The sequence below is a fragment of the Streptomyces sp. G5(2025) genome (assembly GCF_049542075.1).
Lineage (GTDB): Bacteria > Actinomycetota > Actinomycetes > Streptomycetales > Streptomycetaceae > Streptomyces.
On record NZ_JBMUZT010000002.1, the window covers coordinates 496059 to 518777 of the forward strand.

Sequence of the window (22719 nt, forward strand, 5' to 3'; positions counted from 1 at the left end):
ATCCTCGCAGACGGCTGCGGGGCGAGGGCGGGCGGGCGCCGACCCGCGCGCGACCTCTGCGCACGCCGTGTGCCGCGCGGCGGTCGGCGTGAAGTCCCTTGGCGGCGTTCCGTGTTGGGCTACTCGCCGGTTAACGTGCGGGCAACCGTCGTCGACCGAAGGTGCCCCCACATGACTGCCGACCGTGACCGAGCCGATGGGCTGGCGCGCACCGCTCGCGCGCTGGCCGAGGGAGAGGTGTCCTCGCGTGCGCTGACCGAGCGGACGCTGGCCAGGATCGAGGCGGCGCAGCCCTCGCTGAACGCGTTCAAGCGGGTGCGGGCAGAGGCCGCGCTCGCCGAGGCGGACGCCGCCGACCGGGAGTTGGCGGCGGGCGGGCCACTGGCGGACCGGCCGCTGCTGGGTGTGCCCCTCGCGGTCAAGGACGACATGGATGTGGCGGGCGAGCCGACCGCGTTCGGATGCCGGGGCGACTTCCCGCCGAAGTCGCAGGACTGCGAGGCGGTGCGGCGGCTGCGCGCGTCCGGTGCCGTGATCGTCGGCAAGACGAATACGTGTGAGCTGGGCCAGTGGCCCTTCACGGAGGGCCCCGGTTTTGGCGACACACGCAACCCGTGGCACACCGGCCATACGCCGGGCGGGTCGTCGGGCGGCTCGGCGGCCGCGGTCGCCGCGGGTCTGGTGCCAGCCGCGCTGGGCTCGGACGGCGCGGGCTCGGTGCGCATACCCGCCGCCTGGACACATCTGGTCGGCATCAAGCCGCAGCGCGGGCGGGTCTCGACGTGGCCGTGGCCCGAGGCGTTCCAGGGCATCACCGTCAACGGCCCGCTCGCCAGGACCGTCGCCGACGCCGCGCTGCTCCTCGACGCGGCGAGCGGCAACCACCCGGGCGATCCGCACCGGCCGCCCGCCGTGCGCGCCGCCGAGGCCGCGACGCGCGACCCGGGGCGGCTGCGGATCGCGCTGTCCCTGCGCATGCCGTTCACGGCGACACCCAAGCGGCTGGACCCGGCGGTGCGGCGGCGGGTCGTCGCACTGGCGGACCGGCTCGCCGCGCTCGGGCACGACGTCGAGGAGGCGGACCCGCCCTACGGGCGGATAGGCCTGGCGTTCGTGCCGCGGGCCACGGCGGGCATCGCCGAGTGGACGCGGCACGTGCCGGACGTGGCGCTCCTGGACCGGCGTACGCGCGAAGCGGCCCGAATGGGGCGACTGTTGGGCGGCCCGCCGCTGCGGCTGGCGCGCCGTGCGGAGGCCGTGCTGCACCGCCGGGTGGGCGCGGTCTTCTCGACGTACGACGTCGTGCTCACGCCGACGACCGCCACTCCCCCGCCGAGGATCGGCACGCTGGCGGCCCTGAGCGGCTGGCGCACCGACCGGGCGATGATCGCCGCCTGCCCCTACGCCTGGCCGTGGAACGTCCTCGGCTGGCCGGGCGTCAACGTCCCCGCCGGACACGTCGCGGGCGGCCTCCCGGTCGGCGCCCAACTGCTCGGACCCGCGGGCAGCGAACCACTCCTGATCTCCCTGGCCGCACAGCTGGCGGCGGACCAACGGTGGCACGAGCGATGGCCCACGCCCGAGACAGAACCCGCTCCCCCACGCACCTGACCACAGCCGAGCACGCACCGGGCCACCAGCGGGCGCCACAGCTACGTCCCCGCCGGCCACGTCGCCGACGGCCTCCCCGCCGACGCCCAACTGCTCGATCCCCCAGGCAGCGAACCACTCCTGATCTCCCTGGCCGCACAGCTGGAAGCGGACCAACGGTGGCACGAGCGGTGGCCGGTGCCGGTGCCGGTTCCGATGCCGGTTCCGGACGCGACGTCGGCGTCGGCGTCGGCGTCGGCGTCGGCGTCAGGTGGCTCCCGCGTCACGGCGTCGCCAGCGTGCGCCACAGTTCCGGGTCCTCGAAGCCGAGCGCCCACAGCACGGTCCGGTCCACGCCGTGCCGTCGCAGCACGGGCAGGTGGGCGGCGGTGCCGCGGGCGTCCTGGTACCAGACCTCGCGGGTCGTGGCACCCTCCTTGTACGTGAAGTGGGGTGTGCTGGAGGCGGGGTCGATGCGGTAGGGCGCGCCCACTTCGCGGCGCAGCACCTCGGCGCTCTTGGACGTCACGTGCCGGGCGCGGCCGGGTCTGCCGACGGCCCAGTCCCAGCCGTAGGCGGGCAGCCCCATCTCCAGTTTGGCGCGCGGCACTTCGGCGGTGGCGCGGGTCAGGATGTCGTCGTACCAGGCGGGGGTGGAGAGCGGTCCTGGCCTGCCCTCGGCCCAGTGCAGGTTGTAGGCCATGATGCGCAGCCGGTCGGCGGCGGCGCCCAGGCGCGTGTAGTCCCAGACGCGGCCGGTGCCCGCCGTCTTCGGGGAGACGGTGATGACGCACTGCTTGCGCAGGGCGCGCAGTTCGCGGCAGAGGTCGGTGACCAGCGTGGCGTAGCCGTCGCGGACCTTCGGGTAGTCGGCGTCGCCGGTCGGCGCGATGGTCTCGTAGTCGAGGTCGAGGCCGTCGTAGGCGTGGCTGTTCACGGTGGTGAGCAGGTTCTTGATGTGGGCCGCGCGGCGGCCGGGGTCGGTCACCAGGGCGGCCAGGGCGCCGCGCGGCATCTTCTCCATGACGGTGGGCACGACCTGGATGCCCGCGCCGTGCAGCCCGTCGATGACGCGCTGCTCCTCGGCGCTGAAGTGCTTGGCGACCCGTCCGTCCGGTTTCGCCTCGTACCAGAAGGGGCTGACGGTGTGCAGTTGGCCGGCGTGGCGCAGGGCGGTCTCGTACGCGTTGTCCTGGTCCCAGTACGGGAGCCAGGCGGAGACGGTGCGAGGCGGTGGGGCGGCGGCGGGCGGCGGGGCCGGGTCGGAGGCGGCCGGGAGCGGGGCGAGCGCCGCGGCCGCGACGGCGAGGGAGGCGAGGACGGTGAGAGCGCGGGTCCTGCGCGGGAGTCGAAGCACCATGCACCGAGCCTGCGGGCCCTGCGGGAAGCCCGCCCCGCGGATTGGGCCGGACAGGTTCTACGGTGACCCTTGTGACTGCCTTCATCGACGACCCGCACCACTCCGCCTCCCCCGGACGCCACGGAGCCACCGCCACCACGGAGGTGATGCCCCGTGAGGTGGGCCGGGTCCGCACCGCGTACGCGCCGGACCGCGATGGCGACCCCGACCCGGGGGAGATCGTCTGGACGTGGGTGCCCTACGAGGAGAACGACGGACGCGGCAAGGACCGGCCCGTCCTCGTCGTCGCCCGCGAGGCGGCGGGCACGCTGCTGGCCGTGCGGCTGTCCAGCAAGCGGCACGACCGTGACAGGGAGTGGGTGCCGATCGGCAGCGGCCCGTGGGACCGCGAGGGGCGCGAGTCCTGGGTGGACATCGACCGGGTGCTGCGGGTGCACGAGCGCGGCATGCGGCGCGAGGCGTGCGCGCTCGACCGCGTGCGGTTCGGCCTCGTCGTACTGCGTCTCAGGGAGCGCTACGGCTGGCGCTGACGTCCTTGGCGAACACCCGCTCGAAAGCCGCGCGCGTCACGCCGCCCTTGGTGCGGTCGAGGACCCCGAACACGACGTGGTCGAACTGCCCGGCGAACCGGCCGCCTTCGCCGAGCAGCGCCCGGAAGGCGCCCGCGACGTGCGCCGGGTCGTTCATGAAGACGCCGCAGCCCCACGCGCCGAGGACCAGGCGGCGGTAGCCGCACGCGAGGGCCGTCTCCAGGACGCGGGCGGCGCGCTCCGCCACGGCGTGCGGGATGCCGGCGGCGCGCTCGGGGGCGCTGCGGCGGATGACCCCGGCGTTCGGCGCCGCCGAGGTGAGGAAGCCGACGACGTAGGGCGACTCCAGCAGCTGCCCGCGGTCGTCGCGGAAGACGGGAACGCCTGGGCTGTGTATCACGCGGTCGGTGTAGAAGGGGTCGCGGTGGGCGCGGTGGTGGTCGTAGAACGCGCGTGCCTCCAGCAGGCAGGTGTAGAGCGCGGAGGCGCGGCACAGCGCTTCCTCCTGCGCCTGCGCGCCGTTCAGATAGCCGCCGCCGGGGTTGCGCGCGGACGAGAAGTTGAGGACCGCCACGCCGCCGGAGCCCCCTGGCGAGGCCGCGGCGGAGCTCTCGGTGAGTCTGCGCGCCGCTTCCAGGCTGCTCTCGCCGGTGACCTCGAAGACGGTCGGGACGGGCTCGCGCCGGGGCGCGTCGGCGTCCACCGGCTGTGGCCCGTACATCCGGGTGCCGGTGCGGGCCGTCGCCACCAGGTCGGCGATGTCCGCCCGCCGGCCACCCGGCGCGCCGTACACGCCCGCCGCGACGATCCGCTCCGTCTCCTGCGCCACCGCGCGCAGCCGGGCGCTTACGCCCGCTCCCCCGTGTCGTTCATGAACGCATGGTGATCCGGGCACGTCGGGCGGCGCAACAGGATTCCTGGTGCGGCGGCGGCCTCAGGGGCACTCTTGTGCGATCGGCCTCAAGGGTTTTGGGTGTGACGAGCACTCTCGACCGGAAAGGAGTCCCCCATGCACGAGGGAGACTGTACGAAGCGCCGCCCTCCGCCTCGCACGAAGGCGCCGGACCCGGTGACCGAGGCGGAAGTGGAGGCCCTGGTCCGCGGCATCTGCTTCAAGACGGGGCCGCCTCGCACCACCGGGGTCGAACTGGAATGGCTCGTCCACGAACCGGGGCTGGCCCACGTGCCCGTCCCCGCCGCCCGCCTCGAAGCGGCCTACGCCGCACTGCGGGCCCTGCCCCTGAACGCGTCCCTCACCGTCGAACCCGGCGGCCAGCTGGAGCTCAGCTCGCTGCCCGCCGCTTCCCTGACGGAGTGTGTCGCGGCCATGCGGGCCGATCTCGGCCTCGTCCGTGACGCGTTACGCTCCCACCGCCTCACCCTCAGCGGGATCGGTGCCGACCCGTGGCGGCCCCCGTCACGGTTCCTGCGCGAGCCCCGCTACGACGCTCTGGAGTCCAGCCTCGACCGCGGCGGGCCCGCCGGGCGCCGCATGATGTGCTCGACAGCGTCCGTGCAGATCTGCCTGGACGCCGGGTACGAGGAGCCGGGCCCGCTCGGTTACGCGCGCCGCTGGCGCCTCGCGCATCTGCTCGGTCCCGTCCTGGTCGCCGCGTTCGCCAACTCGCCGCTCCAGGACGGCCGTGCCACCGGCTGGCTCTCCACCCGGCAGGCCGTGTGGGCGGGCATCGAACCCGGCAGATCCGGTGCCCCGCCGCTGGACGGGGAGCCGCGCGAGGCCTGGACGCGGCATGCCCTGGACGCGCCGGTCATGTGCGTCAAGGAAGCGCCGGGCGGCGGCCCTTGGCACGTACCGGAGGGCCTCACGTTCCGCGCCTGGACCCGCTCGGGTCTGCCGCGGCCGCCCACCCGTGACGACGTCGGCTACCACCTGACCACGCTGTTCCCGCCGGTACGCCCGCGCGGCCACCTGGAGCTGCGCATGGTGGACGCCCAGCCGGGCGACGACGGTTGGATCGTGCCGCTCGCCGTGACCAGCGCGCTCTTCGACGACCCGGAGGCGGCCGAGACCGCCTACCGCGCCGTCAAGCCGCTGGCCGAGCGGGACGGACCGCCGGGCTCGCCCGCCGCGCCGCACAGCCCGCTGTGGCTGGACGCGGCGCGTCACGGTCTCGCCGACGCCGAGCTGCGCGAGGCGGCCGCCGTCTGCTTCGCCGCCGCGGTCGACGCGCTGCCCCGGATGGGCGCGGACGCCTCGACGCGGGACGCCGTCGCCACGTACGCCGACCGGTATGTCGCGCGGGGCCGCTGCCCCGCCGACGACCTGCTGGACGGCCTCGGCGACGCCCATCGACACCATGACGCCTCGGGGAAGGACGCCCGACGATGAACGGCTCCACCACGGACCCGGGGACCCTGCGCGAGCGCGCGCTCGCCGCGCTCCTGACCGCCCGGGACCGCACCACCCTCCTCACCTCGTGTGTCGAGGACAGTGAACTGACCGCGCAGCACTCGCCGTTGATGTCGCCGCTGGTCTGGGACCTCGCGCACATAGGCAACCAGGAGGAGCAGTGGCTGTTGCGCGCGGTCGCGGGCCGCGACGCCATGCGGCCCGAGATCGACTCGCTCTACGACGCCTTCGAGCATCCCCGCGCCGCGCGGCCGAGCCTGCCGCTGCTCGCGCCCGCCGAGGCCAGGGGGTACGCGGCACAGGTGCGCGGCCGGGCGCTCGACGTGCTGGAGAAGACACCGCTGCACGGCACTCCGCTCACCGACGCGGGCTTCGCGTTCGGAATGATCGCGCAGCACGAGCAGCAGCACGACGAGACGATGCTCATCACACACCAGCTGCGGTCGGGCCCCACCGCGCTCACCGCGCCGAACCCGGAGCCGGGGCCGCCCTTCACCGGCCCGGCCGAAGTCCTCGTCCCCGGCGGCCCGTTCACGATGGGCACCTCCACCGAGCCGTGGGCCCTGGACAACGAACGCCCTGCGCACCGTCGTCTGGTCCCGCCGTTCTTCATCGACACCACGCCGGTGACGAACGCCGCGTACCAGCGTTTCATCGACGACGGCGGCTATGAGGAGATCCGCTGGTGGACGCCGGCGGGCTGGGCGATGGTCCGGCGGAACGGGCTGCGCGCGCCGCTGTTCTGGCGCCGTGAGGGAGGGCAGTGGCTGCGGCGCCACTTCGGGACGGTGGAGCCGGTGCCCGCCGATGAACCGGTGCTGCACGTGAGCTGGTACGAGGCCGACGCGTACGCGCGCTGGGCGGGCCGACGCCTGCCCAGCGAGGAGGAGTGGGAGAAGGCCGCCCGGCACGACCCGGTCACCGACCGCTCCCTGCGCTACCCGTGGGGCGACGCGGACCCGACCCCCGAGCACGCGAACCTCGGCCAGCGGCACCTGCGCCCGGCCCCGGCGGGCAGCTATCCGGCGGGTGAATCCCCGCTCGGCATAAGGCAGTTGATCGGTGACGTGTGGGAGTGGACGTCCAGTGACTTCCTGCCCTACCCGGGCTTCGCCGCCTTCCCCTACCGCGAGTACTCGGACGTGTTCTTCGGCGGTGACTACAAGGTGCTGCGCGGCGGGGCGTTCTCCGTGGACGCGGTGGCCTGCCGGGGCACGTTCCGCAACTGGGACCATCCGGTGCGGCGGCAGATCTTCTCCGGGTTCCGCACGGCGCGGGACGCCGGGCCGGCCGACGCCCCCGAACCCGAGGTGTCCTGATGTGCCGTCACATCGCTTTCCTCGGCCCGCCGGTGCCGCTGGGAAGCCTCCTCGTCGAGCCCGCGCACGGCCTGTACCGCCAGTCATGGGCACCGCGAAGACAGCGGTACGGCACGGTCAACGCCGACGGCTTCGGCGTGGGCTGGTACGCGGACGGAGATCCGGTGCCCGCCCGCTACCGGCGCACCGGGCCGATCTGGGCTGACCAGTCCTTCGCCGACCTGGTCCGGGTGGTGCGCTCCGGGGCGCTGCTCGCGGCGGTGCGCGACGCCACGTTGGCGGGCGCGGACGGGGAGGCCGCGGCAGCCCCGTTCGCGGCCGGGCCCTGGCTGTTCAGCCACAACGGCGCGGTGGCGGGCTGGCCCGGCTCGCTCGCCTCCCTGGCCGAGGGGCTGCCGCCCGCCGAGCTGCTGTCGATGGAGGCGCGCTGCGACTCAGCGCTGGTGTGGGCGCTCGTCCTGCACCGGCTGCGGCGGGGCGACGAGGCCGGGCAGGCCCTGGCCGACACCGTCCTGGACGTCGCGGGAGCGGCCCCCGCGTCGCGCCTGAACCTCCTGATGACCGACGGCGACACGATCACCGCGACCGCCTGGGGCGACACCCTCTGGTACCTCGCGGAGCCCGGCCGCCGCACCGTGGTCGCCTCCGAGCCCTACGACGACGACCCGCACTGGCGTGAGGTGCCCGACCGCACCCTGCTCGCCGCAAGCCGCACCGACGTACTGCTGACCCCGCTCAAGGAGCCCCCCGCGTGAGCCCGTTCCTGCTGACCCGCACCCTGCCCGAGGACGCCACCGGAGCCGCGCTGCGGGCCGACGTCCTGCACGGCCTGACCCGCACCCCGAAGTCGCTGCCGCCCAAGTGGTTCTACGACGCCCGCGGCAGCGCCCTTTTCGAGGAGATCACCGCCCTGCCCGAGTACTACCCGACCCGCGCGGAGCGCGAGATCCTCCTCGCCCGCGCCGCCGAGATCGCGGGGGCCACCGGCGTACGCACCCTGATCGAGCTGGGTTCGGGCTCCTCGGAGAAGACCCGTCATCTGATCGACGCGATGACCTCCCTGCGCACCTACGTCCCCGTGGACGTCAGTGAGAGCGCGCTGACCGGCGCGGCGAACGCGCTGCTCGCACAGCGGCCGGACCTCGACGTGCACGCCCTGATCGCCGACTTCACCCGCGGCCTCGCACTGCCGGGCACACCGGGGCCGCGCCTGGTCGCGTTCCTCGGCGGCACACTCGGCAACCTGCTGCCCGCCGAGCGCGCGGCGTTCCTCTCGTCGGTGCGGGGGCTGCTCTCCCCCGGGGACGCGCTGCTTCTCGGCACGGACCTGGTGAAGGACGAGTCGGTGCTCGTAGCGGCGTACGACGACCCGGCGGGCGTCACGGCCTCGTTCAACAAGAATGTCCTGTCGGTGATGAACCGCGAACTGGAGGCGGACTTCGACCCGGACGCCTTCGACCACGTCGCCGTCTGGGACCGCGAGTACGAATGGATCGAGATGCGGCTGCGCTCCACGGCCGCGCAGACGGTGAAGATCCCCGCGCTCGGCCTGGCCGTCGACTTCGCGGCCGGTGAGGAGATGCGTACGGAGGTCTCGGCGAAGTTCAGGAAGGAGGGAGTGCGGGCCGAACTGGCCGCCGCCGGGCTCGACCTGACGCACTGGTGGACGGACGAGCGCGGCCGCTTCGCGCTGACGCTGAGCTCGCCGGTGTAGGGGGCGGCCCGATCCCGGTGCCGTACGCACCACGCGTACGGCACCGGGGCCCGGCCCCGTCAGAGGCCGCCGAGGCGCAGTGCCCTGGTGATCTCGCGTGAGGCCTCGCGGGCGTGCGTCGCCGGGTCGCCGCCCGTCAGGACGGCGGTCATGTAGCCCTTGATGGGGTTGTCGGCCTCGACGGCCGCCCAGCGCGGGGAGTTGGGGGTTGCCCGGCCGTTCGCCGCGCCGACGGCCATCGCCGCGACGCCCGCCTCCCCCGCGACGGCGGGGGCCAGTTTCGCCTTGTTGGGCACGTAGTTCATGGTGCGGGCCAGGTCGGTCTGCCACTTCCTGCCCGCCAGCGCCGCGATCACCTCGACGGCAGCCGTGTGGTCGTCGCTGCGCTCGGGCACGACGAGATCGGAGCCGCCGGTGAAGACCGCGCCGGGCTTGCCCGCCTTCTTGCCGGGGATCGGGAAGTAGCCGAGTTTCCCCTTCAATTCGGGATTCTTCTCCTCGATGGCCCGCGCCGCGCCGGGCACGGCGATGATCTGGGCGACGTCGCCCCGCGCGAATACCCCGGCCTGTGCCGGGTGTTCCTCGTCGGCGTCGCGCGGGCCCCGGCCGAGCGCCTGGAGGCGCTGGTAGAACGCCATGCCGCGCAGGGCCGCGGGTGTGTGCAGGCTGCCGCGCCAGTCGCCGGAGGACTCCTTGGTCTCCTTGGCGAGGTCGCCGCCCTCGTCCCAGATGAACCCGGCGAGCGTGTACCAGTCCTGGCCCGCGAGGTAGATGCCCTGGTTTCCCCCGGTGTTGAGCTTCTGCGTGTCCGCGATCCACTCCTCGCGGGTGCGCGGCGGCCGGGTGATGCCCGCCTTCGCGAAGAGGCCCTTGTGGTAGATGACGACGCGGTTGGCGGCGTACCAGGGGATGCCGTACTGGGCGCCGTTGTAGCGGCCCGGCTCGGCGAGGCCCGGCAGCCAGTCGTCCATGCCGAGGTCGCGCGCCGACTCCAGGGTCAGGTCGTACAGGCCGCCCTCGTCGACGTACTGGGCGACCTGGGTGTTGCCGACCTCGATGACGTCGGGCCCGTCGCCGTCCTTCTCCTTGAGCGCCTTCTTGACCTTGGTGCCGATGCCCGTCCACTCCTGGACGCGGACGTCCAGGTCGATGTCGTCGTGCTCCTCCTCGAACTCCTCGGTGAAGCGCTCGACGAACTCGGGCGAGGCGCTGCCCCGCATCAGCCAGACGGTGACGGTTCTGCGCTCGTCCCCGCCGGGCAGCACGCCGCAGCCGGCGAGCAGGACGGCGGAGGAGAGGGCGAGGGCCAGGGGTGTGGCGGCGCGGCGGTGCGGTCTCACGTGGGTCACTTTCTGCCTGCGGACAGGGGAAGGTCAGCCCGACGCGGGGGGTGAGCAGCTGGCTCGAACGGGTGCTCGCTGGATTTTGGTATGTACCAATCGCCCGGTCAAGGGGGTACGGGATCCGATACGCCGTCTCGCGCGTCCGCGCGGCCTGGTGCACGGTGGAGTGACGCACTTCGCGACGTCGCACCACGGCTGGGAGGAACCCCCGCATGTCGAACCACACCTACCGCGTGACCGAGATCGTCGGCACCTCGCACGAGGGCGTCGACCAGGCGATCCGCAACGGCATCGCCCGGGCCTCGCAGACGCTGCGTTCACTGGACTGGTTCGAGGTGACGCAGGTGCGGGGGCATATCGAGGACGGGCAGATCAAGCACTATCAGGTGGGGCTGAAGGTGGGGTTCCGACTGGAGGACGGTGACGGCGGCGTGTGAGCGGGCGGGGGGTGCGGGTGGTTTTGGCTCCGGGGTGGTGGGGCTGGGCTCGTTTTGCGCAGTTCCCCGCGCCCCTGACAGGGGGCTTTCTTCGGTTGGCGGGCCGCGGCCTTTTAGGTTCGGCCCTCTTGCTCCTGGGCTGATTTCAGGGACTCGGATGTGTGGGCCCAGTCGGCTCGGAGCACCGTGAAACCCGCCCGTACCGCCTCGTCGCAGACCAGTTCGTCGTCGTCCACGAGCATACGGACCTCGCGCTTGCGGGCCAGGCTGCGCAGGGTGTCCAGTTTCGTGCGGCGGGCGGGCCGCCGGTCGTCGTTGCGGCGCATCCAGATCCGGCCGGGCGGCAGGCCCTGGCGGGCGAGCCAGGCCTCGGTGTCCGCCCGGCAGCGCTCGGGGCGTCCGGTCAGGTAGACGACCTCGCACTCCTGCGCGCTCCGGCGGGCCAGGTCGACGCCCTGCGCCAGCGGCGGGTCATGGGGCGCCGCGGCGAAGAACGCGTCCCAGTCGCGGGGCCTTCGCTCCAGGTACCGCTGCCGGTGCGCGGTGTCCGCGAGGGTGCCGTCCAGGTCGAACACGGCCAGAGGTCTGCTGTCGTCGGTCACGTCATCAGCGTAATCAGGGCGACTGACAGCTGACGGGAATCCTGGCGGCTCCCCGGTGTTGAACCTGGCGTGAGCTCAGTGATCGCGGCAACCCGGTTCTCCGTCCTCGACCGCTCGCGCACCCGTGAGGGGCACGACGGTCCGGGCGCCCTGCGCGACACCGTGCGCCTGGCCCAGGAGGTGGAGGCGCTCGGCTACCACCGCTTCTGGGTCTCCGAACACCACGGGGTGCCAGGCGTCGCGGGCTCGGCGCCCACCGTCCTCGCCGCGGCCGTCGCGGCGGCCACCCGCACCATCCGGGTCGGCACCGGCGGTGTGATGCTGCCGAACCACCAGTCGCTGGTGGTGGCGGAGCAGTTCGGGGTGCTTGAGTCGCTTTTTCCCGGCCGGATCGACATGGGGCTCGGCCGTTCCGTCGGATTCACGGACGGGGTGCGCAAGGCGCTGGGGCGCGACAAGGACGACGCGGAGGACTTCGCCGCGCAACTGACGGAGCTGCTGGGCTGGTTCCGCGGCACGTCGGACACGGGCGTACGCGCGCGTCCGGCGGAGGGGCTCACCGTGCCGCCGTACGTCCTCGCGGTCGGGGAGGGCGCCACGATCGCGGCCCGGGCGGGGCTTCCGCTGGTCATCGGGGACATCAAGGGGCGCGAGAAGATGCTCCGCGGCATCGACACGTACCGCGGCGCGTTCCGGCCCTCGCCCTGGCTGGCCGAGCCGTACGTCATGATCGCGGGCACGATCGCCGTCGCCGGGAGCGAGGAGGAGGCCCGCCGGCTGCTGATCCCGGAGGCCTGGTCGATGGCGTACTCCCGTACGCACGGCACGTTTCCGCCGCTGCCGCCTGCCGAGCGGGTGGAGGCGCTGACGATGACGGAGAAGGAACGCGGCTTCTACGAGTCGGGGCTGAGCGGCCAGCTGTACGGCACGCAGGAGCAGGTCGCCGACGAGCTGGAGCGGCTGATCAAGGAGAGCGGCGCGCCGGAGGTGCTGGTGACGACCAGCACGTACGACCGCGCGGGCCTCCTGGACTCCTTCCGGCGCCTGGCCCAGGTGGCGGGGCTGACGCGGTGACGACGGACTGAGGACCCGCCCCGCGCCGCGGGCGGAGGGGTGGCGCGGGGCGGGGGGCGGTGCCCCCGTGGCACGGGGGATGGTCCCGGCGGGGACACCGCGGTCTCAGAGGCGGTGGCAAGCGGTGGCTACGGACCTCAGGTGGCGGCCAGTACCCCGGCCGGGGGCAGGCGCGCGGCTCGCACGGCCGGACAGGACCCGGCGAGGCCGCCGATGACGAGGGTGGCGACCGCCCCGCCCGCCATCGCCCAGAACGGGACCAGGGACGGCCAGCCCTGGACACATATCCCAGGTACCCCTGAGCTCCGGCCCACGGCCTAGAATCGTGGGGTTTGTCCCCGAGCCGCGTACGGAGCCCACCATGCACAGCCCTCACGATCCGTTCGTACGCGTCCGGGGCGCCCGGGAGCACAACCTCCGGGGCGTCGACGTGGACATCCCACGTGACGTGCTCGCGGTCTTCACCGGTGTCTCCGGCTCCGGGAAGTCCTCGCTCGCCTTCGGGACGATCTATGCCGAGGCCCAGCGGCGCTACTTCGAGTCCGTCGCCCCGTACGCCCGGCGGCTCATCCACCAGGTGGGTGCCCCGAAGGTCGGTGAGATCACGGGCCTGCCGCCCGCCGTCTCGCTCCAGCAGCGCCGCTCGTCGCCGACCTCGCGCTCCTCCGTCGGCACGGTGACCACCCTGTCCAACTCCCTGCGGATGCTCTTCTCCCGCGCGGGCAGCTACCCGAAGGGTGCCGAGCGGCTCGACTCGGACGCCTTCTCGCCGAACACGGCGGCCGGCGCGTGTCCGCAGTGCCATGGCCTCGGCCGTGTCCACCGGACCACGGAGGAGCTGCTCGTCCCCGACCCCTCGCTGTCCATCCGGGAGGGCGCGATCGCCGCCTGGCCCGGCGCCTGGCAGGGCAAGAACCTCCGGGACGTCCTGGACACCCTCGGCTACGACGTGGACCGTCCGTGGCGGGAGCTGGACGCCGCCGACCGCGAGTGGATCCTCTTCACGGACGAGCAGCCGGTGGTGACCGTGCACCCGGTGCGCGAGGCGGGCCGCATCCAACGCCCGTACCAGGGCACGTACATGAGCGCCCGGCGCTACGTCATGAAGACCTTCTCGGACTCCAAGAGCCAGACGCTGCGCACCAAGGCGGAACGGTTCCTGGCGAGCGCGCCCTGCCCGGCGTGCGGCGGGAGCAGGCTGCGTCCCGAGGCGATGGCGGTGACGTTCGCGGGCCGGACGATCGCCGAGCTGGCCGCGCTCCCGCTGTCCGAGCTCGCGGACGTCCTCGCCGGGGCCGCGGACACGTCACAGACGGCGCGCGTGCTGACCGAGGATCTGCTGGCCCGCATCGCGACCGTCACCGAGCTGGGGCTCGGCTATCTCAGTCCGGACCGGGCCACGCCCACCCTGTCGGCGGGAGAGCTCCAGCGCCTGCGGCTCGCGACGCAGCTCCGTTCGGGCCTCTTCGGGGTGGTGTACGTGCTGGACGAGCCGTCAGCGGGGCTCCATCCGGCGGACACGGAAGCCTTGTTGACGGTGCTCGACCGCCTCAAGGCCGCGGGCAACTCCGTCTTCGTAGTGGAGCACCATCTCGACGTCGTGCGTCACGCGGACTGGCTCGTCGACGTCGGCCCCCATGCGGGCGAGCACGGCGGCCGGGTGCTGCACAGCGGCCCCGTCGCCGCGCTCGAAGGCGTCAGGGAGTCCGCGACCGCCCGCTTCCTCTTCGGCCGCGAGCCCGCCCCCGTACGGGACGTGCGCGCCCCCCGGGGCTGGTTGAAGCTCGGCCCGGTCACCCGGCACAACCTGCGCGCGGTGACGGCGGAGATCCCTCTCGGCGCCTTCACGGCGGTCACGGGCGTCTCCGGCTCGGGCAAGTCCACGCTCGTCGGCGAGATCACCGAGGAGCTCGCGGGGGTCGGCCGGCTGGTCTGTGTCGACCAGAAGCCGATCGGCCGCACACCGCGCTCCAACCTCGCCACCTACACGGGCCTCTTCGACGTCGTACGCAAGGTCTTCGCGGGCACGGAGGCGGCGAAGGAGCGGGGTTACGGCGTCGGGCGGTTCTCCTTCAACGTGGCGGGCGGGCGGTGCGAGACCTGCCAGGGCGAGGGCTTCGTCTCCGTCGAGCTGCTCTTCCTGCCGAGCACGTACGCGCCGTGCCCGGACTGCGCGGGCGCGCGCTACAACCCGGCGACGCTGGATGTGACGTACCACGGGAAGAACATCGCCCAGGTGCTCGACCTGACGGTGGAGGCGGCCGCGGAGTTCTTCGCGGACACACCGTCCGTCGTACGCAGCCTGCGCACGCTCCTCGACGTCGGCCTCGGCTATCTGCGGCTCGGGCAGCCGGCCACGGAACTGTCCGGCGGCGAGGCCCAACGGATCAAGCTGGCGAGCGAGTTGCAGCGCGTCCGGCGCGGTCACACGCTCTACCTGCTCGACGAGCCGACGACGGGGCTGCACCCCGCCGACGTGGAGGTGCTCACGCACCGCCTGCACGAACTGGTCGACGCCGGGAACTCGGTGGTCGTCGTCGAGCACGATATGGCGGTGGTCGCGGGCGCGGACTGGGTGATCGACCTGGGGCCCGGCGGCGGCGACCAGGGCGGGCTGATCGTGGCGGCGGGCACCCCGGCGGAGGTGGCCCGGGCCGAGGGCAGCCGCACCGCCCCGTACCTGGCGCGCACGCGGACGCCCTGCTAGCGGCCTGCCTTCCTCGTCGCCCTCAGCCACTCCTTGTTCATCGCCGAGATGGACGGCAACGGAATCCCCTTAGGACAAGCGGAGGCGCACTCGCCGGTCAGCGTGCAGCCCCCAAAACCCTCCTCGTCCATCTGCGCCACCATGTCCAGCACGCGGGTCTCGCGCTCGGGCGCACCCTGCGGCAGCACGTTCAGGTGGTTGACCTTGGCCGAGGTGAACAGCATCGCCGAGCCGTTGGGGCAGGCGGCCACGCAGGCCCCGCAGCCGATGCACTCGGCGTGTTCGAAGGCGGAGTCGGCGTCCGGCTTCGGCACGGGCGTGGCGTGCGCGTCGGGCGCGGAGCCCGTGGGGGCGCTGATGTAGCCGCCGGACTGGATGATCCGGTCGAAGGCCGAGCGGTCCACCACGAGGTCCTTGACCACCGGGAAGGCGGCGGCACGCCACGGCTCGATGTCGATGGTGTCGCCGTCCTTGAAGGACCGCATGTGGAGCTGGCAGGTGGTGGTGCGCTCGGGGCCGTGCGCGTCGCCGTTGATGACGAGCGAGCAGGCGCCGCAGATGCCCTCGCGGCAGTCGTGGTCGAAGGCGACGGGGTCCTCGCCCTGGACGATGAGTTCTTCGTTGAGGGTGTCGAGCATCTCCAGGAAGGACATGTCCGAGGAGATGTTGTCCACCTCGTACGTGGACATCGCGCCGTCGGCGTCGGCGTTCTTCTGGCGCCAGACGCGCAGGGTGAGCTTCATGCGTAGCTCCGCTGAGTGGGGTGGACGTACTCGAAGACGAGGTCTTCCTTGTGCAGGACGGGGGCTTCGCCGGTGTCGGTGAACTCCCAGGCGGCGGCGTAGGAGAACTCCTCGTCGCGGCGGGCGGCCTCACCGTCCGGGGTCTGGGACTCCTCCCGGAAGTGGCCGCCGCAGGACTCGGCGCGGTGCAGGGCGTCGAGGCACATCAGCTCGGCGAGCTCCAGGTAGTCGACGATGCGGTTGGCCTTCTCCAGGGACTGGTTGAACTCCTCACCGATGCCGGGGACCTTGATGCGGCGCCAGAACTCCTCGCGGATCTGCGGGATGCGTTCCAGGGCCTTGCGCAGGCCGCTCTCGGTGCGGGCCATGCCGCAGAACTCCCACATCACTTCGCCGAGTTCGCGGTGGAAGGAGTCGGGGGTGCGGTCGCCGTCGACGGACAGCAGGAGGTTCAGCCGGTCCTCGGTCTCGGCCAACGCCTCTTGCACGACGGGGTGTTCGGTATCGATCTCGTCCTTGTGCGGGTTGCGCGCGAGGTAGTCGTTGATGGTGGACGGCAGGACGAAGTAGCCGTCGGCGAGGCCCTGCATGAGCGCGCTCGCGCCGAGCCGGTTCGCGCCGTGGTCGGAGAAGTTGGCCTCGCCGATGGCGAAGAGGCCGGGGACGGTGGTCTGGAGGTCGTAGTCGACCCACAGGCCGCCCATCGTGTAGTGCACGGCGGGGTAGATCCGCATCGGCACCTCGTACGGGTTCTCGGCGGTGATCCGCTCGTACATGTCGAAGAGGTTGCCGTACTTCTCCTCCACCTTCTTCTTGCCCATCCGCCGGATGGCGTCGGCGAAGTCGAGGTAGACACCCTGGCCGCCGGGGCCCACGCCCCTGCCCTCGTCGCACACGTTCTTGGCGGCGCGGGAGGCGATGTCGCGGGGCACGAGGTTGCCGAAGGAGGGGTAGACGCGCTCCAGGTAGTAGTCGCGCTCGTCCTCGGGGATCTCGTTCGGCGGCCGCTGGTCGCCCTTCGCCTTCGGCACCCAGATGCGGCCGTCGTTGCGCAGCGACTCGCTCATCAGCGTGAGCTTGGACTGGTGGTCGCCGGTGCGCGGGATGCAGGTGGGGTGGATCTGCGTGAAGCAGGGGTTGGCGAAGTACGCGCCGCGCCGGTGGGCCCGCCAGACGGCGGTGGCATTGGAGTTCATGGCGTTGGTCGACAGGTAGAAGACGTTGCCGTAGCCGCCGGAGGCGAGGACCACGGCGTCCGCGAAGTACGTGTCGATCTTGCCGGTGATCAGATCGCGGGCGACGATCCCGCGCGCCCGCCCGTCGACCACGATCACGTCGAGCATCTCGGTACGCGGGTGCATCTCGACGTTCCCGGCGGCGATCTGCCGGCTCAGCGCCTGGTAGGCGCCGAGGAGCAGCTGCTGGCCCGTCTGCCCGCGCGCGTAGAACGTACGGGAGACCTGGACGCCGCCGAAGGAGCGCGTGTCGAGCAGGCCGCCGTACTCGCGGGCGAACGGCACGCCCTGCGCCACACACTGGTCGATGATCTCGACGGAGATCTGCGCGAGGCGGTGCACGTTGGACTCGCGGGCGCGGAAGTCGCCGCCCTTGACGGTGTCGTAGAAGAGGCGGTGGACCGAGTCGCCGTCGTTGCGGTAGTTCTTCGCGGCGTTGATGCCGCCCTGCGCGGCGATGGAGTGGGCGCGGCGCGGCGAGTCCTGGTAGCAGAACTGCACGACGTGGTAGCCCTGTTCGGCGAGCGTGGCCCCGGCGGAGCCGCCGGCCAGGCCGGTGCCGACGACGATCACGGTGTGCTTGCGCCGGTTGGCGGGGTTGACCAGCTTGGCCTGGAAGCGGCGGGTGTCCCAGCGGTCGGCGATGGGGCCGCTGGGGGCCTTGGTGTCGACGAGCGGCTCGCCGGTCGCGTACGCGGAGTACTCACTGGAGTGATTCATGGTTCAGCTCACCAGTCCGGTCATGACGGCCACGGGTACGGAGACGAAGCCGACGGTCAGCACCAGCGCGAGCCCGTTGGCCAGCGGCTTGAGGACGCGGTCGCGGGTGGCGGTGCCGACGCCCAGGGTCTGCGCGGCGCTCCACAGTCCGTGCCGGACGTGGAGGCCGAGGGCGGCGACGGCGACGATGTAGATGACGTTGCCGTACCAGGTCGAGAAGGTGTCGATGATGTTCTGGTACGGATGCAGGTGCTGGTAGCCGCCTGGGTGCACGGTGCCGGTCGTCAGGTCGAGGATGTGCCAGACGATGAAGAGGCCGAGGATGACGCCGCCCCAGCGCATGGTGCGGGTGGCGAAGCTCGCCCGGGCCTTCTTGTGGACGTACTTGGTGGGGCGCGCCCTGATGTCGCGGCGGCTCAGCTGGTAGGCGGACGTGGCGTGCGCGACGACGGCGGCGACGAGGACCACGCGGACGAGCCAGAGCGTCCACTCGTCGTGCATGAACGGCTCGCCGACGGTGCGCAGCCAGTGCGCGTAGTGGTTGATCTCCTCGGGGCCGAAGAAGATCTTCAGGTTTCCGACCATGTGCGCGACCAGGTAGAGCAGCATGATCAGACCGCTCACCGCCATCACGGTCTTCTTGCCGAGGGTGGAGTCCCAGAGCGTGCGGGTCATGGACGGCCGTTTGTCCGTCCGCGTTGCCAGAGCCATGGCAGCGACGCTACGGCCGAAAGTCCCGATCGGTCCAAGAGATGATTCGGCTCAACTCGATAGCCTGAGCCTATCGGGCGCCGTAGGGTGGCCTGTATGCAGTTCCAGCAGCTCCTCTACTTCGTGGCGGTCGCCGAGACGCGGCACTTCACGCGGGCTGCCGAGGAGGTCCATGTCTCCCAGCCGTCCCTGTCCCAGCAGATCCGGGCCCTGGAGAAGGAGCTCGGCGCGGAGCTGTTCAGCCGGGCCCGGGGCAACATCGCGCTGACCGACGCGGGCGAGGCGCTGCTACCGCTGGCCCGCCGCATCCTGGCGGACGCGGACACCGCGCGGATCGAGGTGCAGGAGTTGGCGCAGCTGCGGCGCGGCCGGATCCGGCTCGGCGCGACCCCGAGCGTGTGCACGGGGCTGCTCCCGGAGGTGCTTCGCGCCTTCCACGACCGGCATCCGGGCATCCAGCTGCTCATCGAGGAGAGCGGCTCCCACGATCTCGTACGGGAACTGGCGCGCGGGGCGCTGGACCTGGCGCTGGTGGTGCTGCCGCTGCCGAGCCCGTCGCCCGCGCTGACCACGGTGGAGCTGCTGCGTGAGGACCTGGTCGTGGTGTCGTCCCCGCGGGCGCGGCGCCGACTCGGTAAGTCCGTGCGGATCGCCGACCTCCAGGGGGAGCGCCTGGTGATGTTCCGGCACGGATACGACCTGCGGGAGCTCACCGTCGCCGCGTGCCGCGCCGCGGGGTTCGAACCGGAGTTCGCGGTGGAGGGCGGTGAGATGGACGCGGTGCTGGGGTTCGTACGGGCGGGGCTCGGGGTGGCGGTCGTGCCGCGCATGGTGGCCGAGCGGTCGGGGTCCGATCTGCGGGTGACGCCGCTGGCCGGGCCCAGCCTGCATCGGACGATCGCGCTGGCGCACCGCAGTGACGTGGCGCCGCCACGGGCCGCGCGGGAGCTTCAGCGGATGCTGCTGGCTGGGCGGTGAGAGCTCGGGGGGTGCGTGTCGTGTTGCGGGTGCGGGTGTGTGGGGGCTGGTCGCGCAGTTCCCCGCGCCCCTTAAGGGGCGCGCATCCGAGCCCCGTCAGGGGCGCGGGGAACTGCGCGCGCAACCAACGAAGACCCGCACCCGGCAGCTCAGCGGCACCCCCCGAGCTCCGATCCGCACCCGCTCCCCCGGCGGTCAGCCCACCGCGTCCGCCAGCGCCAGTTCATGCAACCGGTCCGGCGGACCGGGACGCGCGTAGTACCAGCCCTGAGCCGTGTCGCAGCCCAGTTGCCGGAGCTGGTCCGCCTGGTGGCCCGTCTCGACGCCCTCGACCGTCACCGCGAGGTCCAGGCTGTGGGCGAGCGAGACGATGCCCTCGACGATCTTCAGGTCGACGGGATCGGCCGGGAAGTGCTGCATGCCCTGGGTGAAGGAGCGGTCGAGCTTCAGCACGCTCACCGGCAGCCTGCGCAGATTGGCGAGGTTGGAGTAACCCGTGCCGAAGTCGTCGAGCGCGATGTCGACGCCCATCTCCGCGAGCCTGCGCAACGGCTTGAGCAGGTCGTCGTCGGCTCCTATCAACGCGGACTCGGTGACCTCCAGGCAGAGCGCGCCCGGCGCGAGGCCCTCGCGCTCCAGGATGTCGACCGTGTCGGAGACAAGACCCGGATGGGTGAGCTGCATGGGCGAGAGATTGACGTTGACCCGTAGCGGCGCGGTGTCCGCCCCGTCCCGCGTACGCGCCTCCCAGAGGCGGGCCTGCCGTACGGACTCCTCCAAAACCCAGCGGCCAAGGGGCACGATCAGGCCGGTGTGCTCGGCGAGCGGGATGAACCGGTCGGGGCCGATGATCCCGTGCTGCGGGTGCAGCCACCGCACCAGCGCCTCGGCGCCGCGCACACTGCCGTCGCCCAGGTGCACCAGCGGCTGGTACTCGATGAAGAACTCGCCGCGCTCCAGGGCGGCGGGCAGCGCGGTGGTCAGGCCGTGCCGGGTGATGGCGCGGGCGTCGGCCTCCGGGTCGGCGATCTCGTAGCGGTTGCCGCCCGCGGACTTCGCGCGGTACATCGTGATGTCGGCGCTGCGCAGCACCTCCGCCGCGCCACGCTCCCCCGCCGGGCCCTCCACGATGCCGATGCTGCCGCGCACGGTCAGCTCGCGGCCGTCGACACGGATCGGGGCGGCCAGGGCGTTCATGATGCGCCCGGCGAGCTCGTCGACCTCGGTCTCGGTGTCGGGGCCCGTGGTGAGCGCCACGAACTCGTCGCCGCCGAGCCGGGCGACCATCTCGCCGGGCGCGGTCGCGCAGGACTGGAGCCGGTCGGCGACCTCGACGAGCAGCCGGTCGCCCGCCGCGTGCCCGAGGCTGTCGTTGACGGTCTTGAAGCCGTCCAGGTCGAGATAGCAGAGCCCGAACCGGGCGTTCCCGCCCGCCGCGAGGGCCTTCTCCAGGCGCTCGAAGAACAGGGTGCGGTTGGGCAGCCCGGTGAGCGCGTCGTGAGTGGCCTCGTAGCGCAGGCGGAGGTTGAGCAGCCGCCGCTCGGTGGTGTCCTCCATCAAGGCCAGCTGGTACTGCGGCAGTCCGTCCGCGTCCCGCAGCAGTGAGACGGTCAGGTTCGTCCACAGGACGGTGCCGTCGGGGCGGTAGAAGGCCTTCTCCACGCGGTAGTGCTCGCGCTCGCCGCGCACCAGCTCCTCGTACAGCTTCCATACGTGGGGTGAGTCGTCGGGGTGCGTCCACTCCACCGCGTTGCGTCCGCGCAGGTTGCTCTCCAGGCCGCCGAACATGCGGACCAGCGCATCGTTGACCTCCAGGATCGTGCCGTCCAGGCCCGCGATGCCGATGCCGATCGCCGCCCCGTGGAAGACGGCCCTGAAGCGTGCCTCGCTCGCGTGCAGGGCTTCGGCGACGGCGCTGCGGGCGCTCAGCGCGGCGCGGGAGATCGCCTCCTGCTCGGCGAGGGTGCGCTCGCGCAGCGCCTGCGCGAAGCCGGCCGCGACCGCGTGCTGGATCCGCGAGCTGCGGGCCCGCAGCTCCTCCTGGGGCCCGTCGCCGCCGCAGTACAGGACCAGGTAGGCATCGACGCAGTCGAGGGTGCGGCTCAGCGCCTCGGGGTCGGTGCAGTGCGTGTCGATGAGGGCGGCGCCGACCGCGTGGCCCTGCGCCGCGTCGAAGAACCGCTCCTGGAGCGCGTCGCGCAACCGCCGGGCGAGCGGCACCAGTTGCTCCTCGAACTCGGGACGGGTCAGCGAGGTCGCCGTCACCGGGAAGATGGCGCGGCTCCAGATGGTGGCGAACCTGCGGAGTCTTCCCTCCGGCCCGTCCGGCTCGGCGCTCAACGCTTCTGCCCCACACCCGCGAACCCCGAGAAGGAGTACGGGTCCTCCTCGTCGGGCGCCGTGTCGGGCCGCCAGTGCGGCATCGGCACCAGGCCGGGTTCCACCATGTCGTATCCCTCGAAGAACCGCGCGATCTCGTCGCGCGTGCGCATGATCAGTGGATTGCGGATGTCCTTGTATACACCGACCGTGCCGTCGGCCTGCTCGGGGGGAACCGGAATCCCTTCGTACGAGGCATGGGTGACGACGATCAGGCTGCCGGGCGCGAGGGCGTCCCGCAGTTCGGCGACCGCCGCGTAGGGATCGCACGCGTCCTCGACGAAGTGCAGGACGGCCACGAGGAGCAGGGCCACCGGGCGCTCCAGGTCGAGGAGCGCGTCGACCTGCGAACTGCCGAGTATGTCCTGGGGTTTACGGAGATCCGCGGCGACGGCCGCGGCCCGTTCGTCGCCGTCGAGGACCGCCTCGCTGTGCGCGACGGCGACCGGGTCGTGGTCGACGTACACGACGCGCGCCTCGCCGCTGGCCTGCTGCGCCACTTCGTGGACGTTGCCGAAGGTGGGGATGCCGGAACCGATGTCGAGGAACTGGGTGACGCCCTGGTCGACGGCGTACCGCACCGCTCGCCGCATGAAGGCACGGTTGGCCTGCATGATCTTCGGCAGGCCCGGCATGAACTCCATGGCTCTGCGGCCGGCCTCCCGGTCCACCTCGAAGTTGTGCGAACCGCCCAGGTAATAGTCGTAGATGCGGGACACGCTGGGCATCGAGATGTCGATGCCGAGCGGGGCCCAGGCGGGACGCTCCATCAGGACTCCAAGGCATAGGGGGTGACGCGGGCGATCCGAATGTTCGAGGGTGAGGCTACTGATCGTCCGCCAAGGGAGCGAGTCGAACCGGAAATTGGCCGTCCGTTCTCGGTCACTGCCTGCGGCAAGTGCCGTA

General features: G+C 72.4%; 19 protein-coding genes and 1 pseudogene. 10 read left to right on the forward strand and 10 right to left on the reverse strand.

Annotation, left to right across the window (positions count from 1 at the left end):
• Nucleotides 1–171: 171 nt before the first annotated feature.
• Nucleotides 172–1611 carry an amidase gene (locus tag ACOBQB_RS02560; RefSeq protein WP_423588417.1) on the forward strand — a complete coding sequence of 480 codons (1440 nt, stop codon included), beginning with the start codon at nucleotides 172–174 and terminating at the stop codon, nucleotides 1609–1611.
• Between the two features lie 262 nt (nucleotides 1612–1873).
• Here ACOBQB_RS02560 and ACOBQB_RS02565 read toward each other — a convergent pair whose 3' ends face one another.
• On the reverse strand, nucleotides 1874–2950 hold the full coding sequence (locus ACOBQB_RS02565) for a glycosyl hydrolase family 18 protein (RefSeq protein ID WP_423588419.1): 1077 nt from the start codon (nucleotides 2948–2950) through the stop codon (nucleotides 1874–1876).
• A gap of 71 nt (nucleotides 2951–3021) precedes the next feature.
• On the opposite strand from ACOBQB_RS02565, the gene ACOBQB_RS02570 reads away from it, so the two are divergent.
• Nucleotides 3022–3480: a type II toxin-antitoxin system PemK/MazF family toxin gene (locus ACOBQB_RS02570; RefSeq protein ID WP_423588421.1), complete on the forward strand. Its 459-nt coding sequence runs from the start codon at nucleotides 3022–3024 to the stop codon at nucleotides 3478–3480.
• Here ACOBQB_RS02570 and ACOBQB_RS02575 read toward each other — a convergent pair.
• Nucleotides 3455–4309: a TIGR02452 family protein gene (locus tag ACOBQB_RS02575; RefSeq protein WP_423588423.1), complete on the reverse strand. Its 855-nt coding sequence runs from the start codon at nucleotides 4307–4309 to the stop codon at nucleotides 3455–3457. The two genes, ACOBQB_RS02570 and ACOBQB_RS02575, sit on opposite strands and share 26 nt — an antisense overlap.
• 180 nt (nucleotides 4310–4489) lie before the next feature.
• Here ACOBQB_RS02575 and egtA point away from each other — a divergent pair, with 180 nt between their 5' ends.
• Genes egtA through egtD form a run of 4 tightly spaced genes read left to right on the forward strand, consistent with a single transcriptional unit; the run spans nucleotide 4490 to nucleotide 8884 of the window.
• A complete protein-coding gene (gene egtA, locus ACOBQB_RS02580; RefSeq protein WP_423588424.1) occupies nucleotides 4490–5830 on the forward strand; it encodes an ergothioneine biosynthesis glutamate--cysteine ligase EgtA in 1341 nt (446 codons plus the stop codon).
• On the forward strand, nucleotides 5827–7170 hold the full coding sequence (gene egtB, locus ACOBQB_RS02585; protein ID WP_423588426.1) for an ergothioneine biosynthesis protein EgtB: 1344 nt from the start codon (nucleotides 5827–5829) through the stop codon (nucleotides 7168–7170). The genes egtA and egtB overlap by 4 nt, the downstream gene beginning before the upstream one ends.
• Nucleotides 7170–7925 carry an ergothioneine biosynthesis protein EgtC gene (gene egtC, locus ACOBQB_RS02590; protein WP_423588427.1) on the forward strand — a complete coding sequence of 252 codons (756 nt, stop codon included), beginning with the start codon at nucleotides 7170–7172 and terminating at the stop codon, nucleotides 7923–7925. The genes egtB and egtC overlap by 1 nt, the downstream gene beginning before the upstream one ends.
• Nucleotides 7922–8884 carry an L-histidine N(alpha)-methyltransferase gene (egtD, locus tag ACOBQB_RS02595; protein WP_423588429.1) on the forward strand — a complete coding sequence of 321 codons (963 nt, stop codon included), beginning with the start codon at nucleotides 7922–7924 and terminating at the stop codon, nucleotides 8882–8884. Before egtC ends, egtD begins: the two co-directional genes overlap by 4 nt.
• Before the next feature lie 59 nt (nucleotides 8885–8943).
• On the opposite strand, the gene ACOBQB_RS02600 is transcribed toward egtD, so the two are convergent.
• Nucleotides 8944–10233 carry an extracellular solute-binding protein gene (locus ACOBQB_RS02600; RefSeq protein ID WP_423588431.1) on the reverse strand — a complete coding sequence of 430 codons (1290 nt, stop codon included), beginning with the start codon at nucleotides 10231–10233 and terminating at the stop codon, nucleotides 8944–8946.
• Between the two features lie 206 nt (nucleotides 10234–10439).
• Between ACOBQB_RS02600 and ACOBQB_RS02605 the strand changes: the two genes are divergently transcribed.
• Complete coding sequence (locus ACOBQB_RS02605; protein WP_423588433.1) at nucleotides 10440–10664, forward strand: dodecin; 225 nt, start codon at nucleotides 10440–10442, stop codon at nucleotides 10662–10664.
• Between the two features lie 113 nt (nucleotides 10665–10777).
• On the opposite strand, the gene ACOBQB_RS02610 is transcribed toward ACOBQB_RS02605, so the two are convergent.
• On the reverse strand, nucleotides 10778–11266 hold the full coding sequence (locus ACOBQB_RS02610) for an LNS2 domain-containing protein (RefSeq protein ID WP_423588434.1): 489 nt from the start codon (nucleotides 11264–11266) through the stop codon (nucleotides 10778–10780).
• Nucleotides 11267–11335: 69 nt separating this feature from the next.
• Here ACOBQB_RS02610 and ACOBQB_RS02615 point away from each other — a divergent pair, with 69 nt between their 5' ends.
• Nucleotides 11336–12340 carry an LLM class flavin-dependent oxidoreductase gene (locus ACOBQB_RS02615; RefSeq protein ID WP_423588435.1) on the forward strand — a complete coding sequence of 335 codons (1005 nt, stop codon included), beginning with the start codon at nucleotides 11336–11338 and terminating at the stop codon, nucleotides 12338–12340.
• 137 nt (nucleotides 12341–12477) lie between these two features.
• Here ACOBQB_RS02615 and ACOBQB_RS02620 read toward each other — a convergent pair.
• Nucleotides 12478–12618 (reverse strand): annotated as a pseudogene (locus ACOBQB_RS02620) (ABC transporter permease); the annotation flags it as partial.
• An 83-nt stretch (nucleotides 12619–12701) separates the two neighbouring features.
• Between ACOBQB_RS02620 and ACOBQB_RS02625 the strand changes: the two are divergent.
• Nucleotides 12702–15047: an ATP-binding cassette domain-containing protein gene (locus ACOBQB_RS02625; RefSeq protein ID WP_423588436.1), complete on the forward strand. Its 2346-nt coding sequence runs from the start codon at nucleotides 12702–12704 to the stop codon at nucleotides 15045–15047.
• On the opposite strand, the gene ACOBQB_RS02630 is transcribed toward ACOBQB_RS02625, so the two are convergent.
• Genes ACOBQB_RS02630 through ACOBQB_RS02640 form a run of 3 tightly spaced genes read right to left on the reverse strand, consistent with a single transcriptional unit; the run spans nucleotide 15044 to nucleotide 18456 of the window.
• Nucleotides 15044–15790, reverse strand: coding sequence for a succinate dehydrogenase/fumarate reductase iron-sulfur subunit (locus ACOBQB_RS02630; RefSeq protein WP_423588437.1), 747 nt, complete (start codon nucleotides 15788–15790; stop codon nucleotides 15044–15046). The genes ACOBQB_RS02625 and ACOBQB_RS02630 overlap by 4 nt on opposite strands.
• The gene (locus ACOBQB_RS02635) at nucleotides 15787–17745 is read right to left on the reverse strand and encodes a fumarate reductase/succinate dehydrogenase flavoprotein subunit (RefSeq protein WP_423588439.1); all 1959 of its coding nucleotides are present in this window, start codon (nucleotides 17743–17745) and stop codon (nucleotides 15787–15789) included. The genes ACOBQB_RS02630 and ACOBQB_RS02635 overlap by 4 nt, the downstream gene beginning before the upstream one ends.
• Before the next feature lie 3 nt (nucleotides 17746–17748).
• Nucleotides 17749–18456 (reverse strand): succinate dehydrogenase, encoded by a 708-nt coding sequence (locus tag ACOBQB_RS02640; protein WP_423588441.1) that lies wholly within the window; start codon nucleotides 18454–18456, stop codon nucleotides 17749–17751.
• A gap of 96 nt (nucleotides 18457–18552) precedes the next feature.
• On the opposite strand from ACOBQB_RS02640, the gene ACOBQB_RS02645 reads away from it, so the two are divergent.
• Entirely contained in the window at nucleotides 18553–19434 is an 882-nt protein-coding gene (locus ACOBQB_RS02645; RefSeq protein ID WP_423588442.1) for a LysR family transcriptional regulator, read from the forward strand.
• A gap of 195 nt (nucleotides 19435–19629) precedes the next feature.
• On the opposite strand, the gene ACOBQB_RS02650 is transcribed toward ACOBQB_RS02645, so the two are convergent.
• Together ACOBQB_RS02650 and ACOBQB_RS02655 are read right to left on the reverse strand one after the other, a co-directional pair.
• On the reverse strand, nucleotides 19630–21774 hold the full coding sequence (locus tag ACOBQB_RS02650; protein WP_423588443.1) for a putative bifunctional diguanylate cyclase/phosphodiesterase: 2145 nt from the start codon (nucleotides 21772–21774) through the stop codon (nucleotides 19630–19632).
• Nucleotides 21771–22583, reverse strand: coding sequence for an SAM-dependent methyltransferase (locus ACOBQB_RS02655; protein WP_423588445.1), 813 nt, complete (start codon nucleotides 22581–22583; stop codon nucleotides 21771–21773). Before ACOBQB_RS02655 ends, ACOBQB_RS02650 begins: the two co-directional genes overlap by 4 nt.
• Between the last annotated feature and the right edge of the window lie 136 nt (nucleotides 22584–22719).

What these genes read in the sequence shown, in the direction of transcription:
- ACOBQB_RS02560 (WP_423588417.1), top strand. Translation starts at nt 172, where the DNA reads ATGACTGCCGACCGTGACCGAGCCGATGGGCTGGCGCGCACCGCTCGC.
- ACOBQB_RS02565 (WP_423588419.1), bottom strand. Translation starts at nt 2,950, where the DNA reads ATGGTGCTTCGACTCCCGCGCAGGACCCGCGCTCTCACCGTCCTCGCC.
- egtA (WP_423588424.1), top strand. Translation starts at nt 4,490, where the DNA reads ATGCACGAGGGAGACTGTACGAAGCGCCGCCCTCCGCCTCGCACGAAG.
- egtB (WP_423588426.1), top strand. Translation starts at nt 5,827, where the DNA reads ATGAACGGCTCCACCACGGACCCGGGGACCCTGCGCGAGCGCGCGCTC.
- egtC (WP_423588427.1), top strand. Translation starts at nt 7,170, where the DNA reads ATGTGCCGTCACATCGCTTTCCTCGGCCCGCCGGTGCCGCTGGGAAGC.
- ACOBQB_RS02605 (WP_423588433.1), top strand. Translation starts at nt 10,440, where the DNA reads ATGTCGAACCACACCTACCGCGTGACCGAGATCGTCGGCACCTCGCAC.
- ACOBQB_RS02625 (WP_423588436.1), top strand. Translation starts at nt 12,702, where the DNA reads ATGCACAGCCCTCACGATCCGTTCGTACGCGTCCGGGGCGCCCGGGAG.
- ACOBQB_RS02630 (WP_423588437.1), bottom strand. Translation starts at nt 15,790, where the DNA reads ATGAAGCTCACCCTGCGCGTCTGGCGCCAGAAGAACGCCGACGCCGAC.
- ACOBQB_RS02635 (WP_423588439.1), bottom strand. Translation starts at nt 17,745, where the DNA reads ATGAATCACTCCAGTGAGTACTCCGCGTACGCGACCGGCGAGCCGCTC.
- ACOBQB_RS02640 (WP_423588441.1), bottom strand. Translation starts at nt 18,456, where the DNA reads ATGGCTCTGGCAACGCGGACGGACAAACGGCCGTCCATGACCCGCACG.
- ACOBQB_RS02645 (WP_423588442.1), top strand. Translation starts at nt 18,553, where the DNA reads ATGCAGTTCCAGCAGCTCCTCTACTTCGTGGCGGTCGCCGAGACGCGG.
- ACOBQB_RS02655 (WP_423588445.1), bottom strand. Translation starts at nt 22,583, where the DNA reads ATGGAGCGTCCCGCCTGGGCCCCGCTCGGCATCGACATCTCGATGCCC.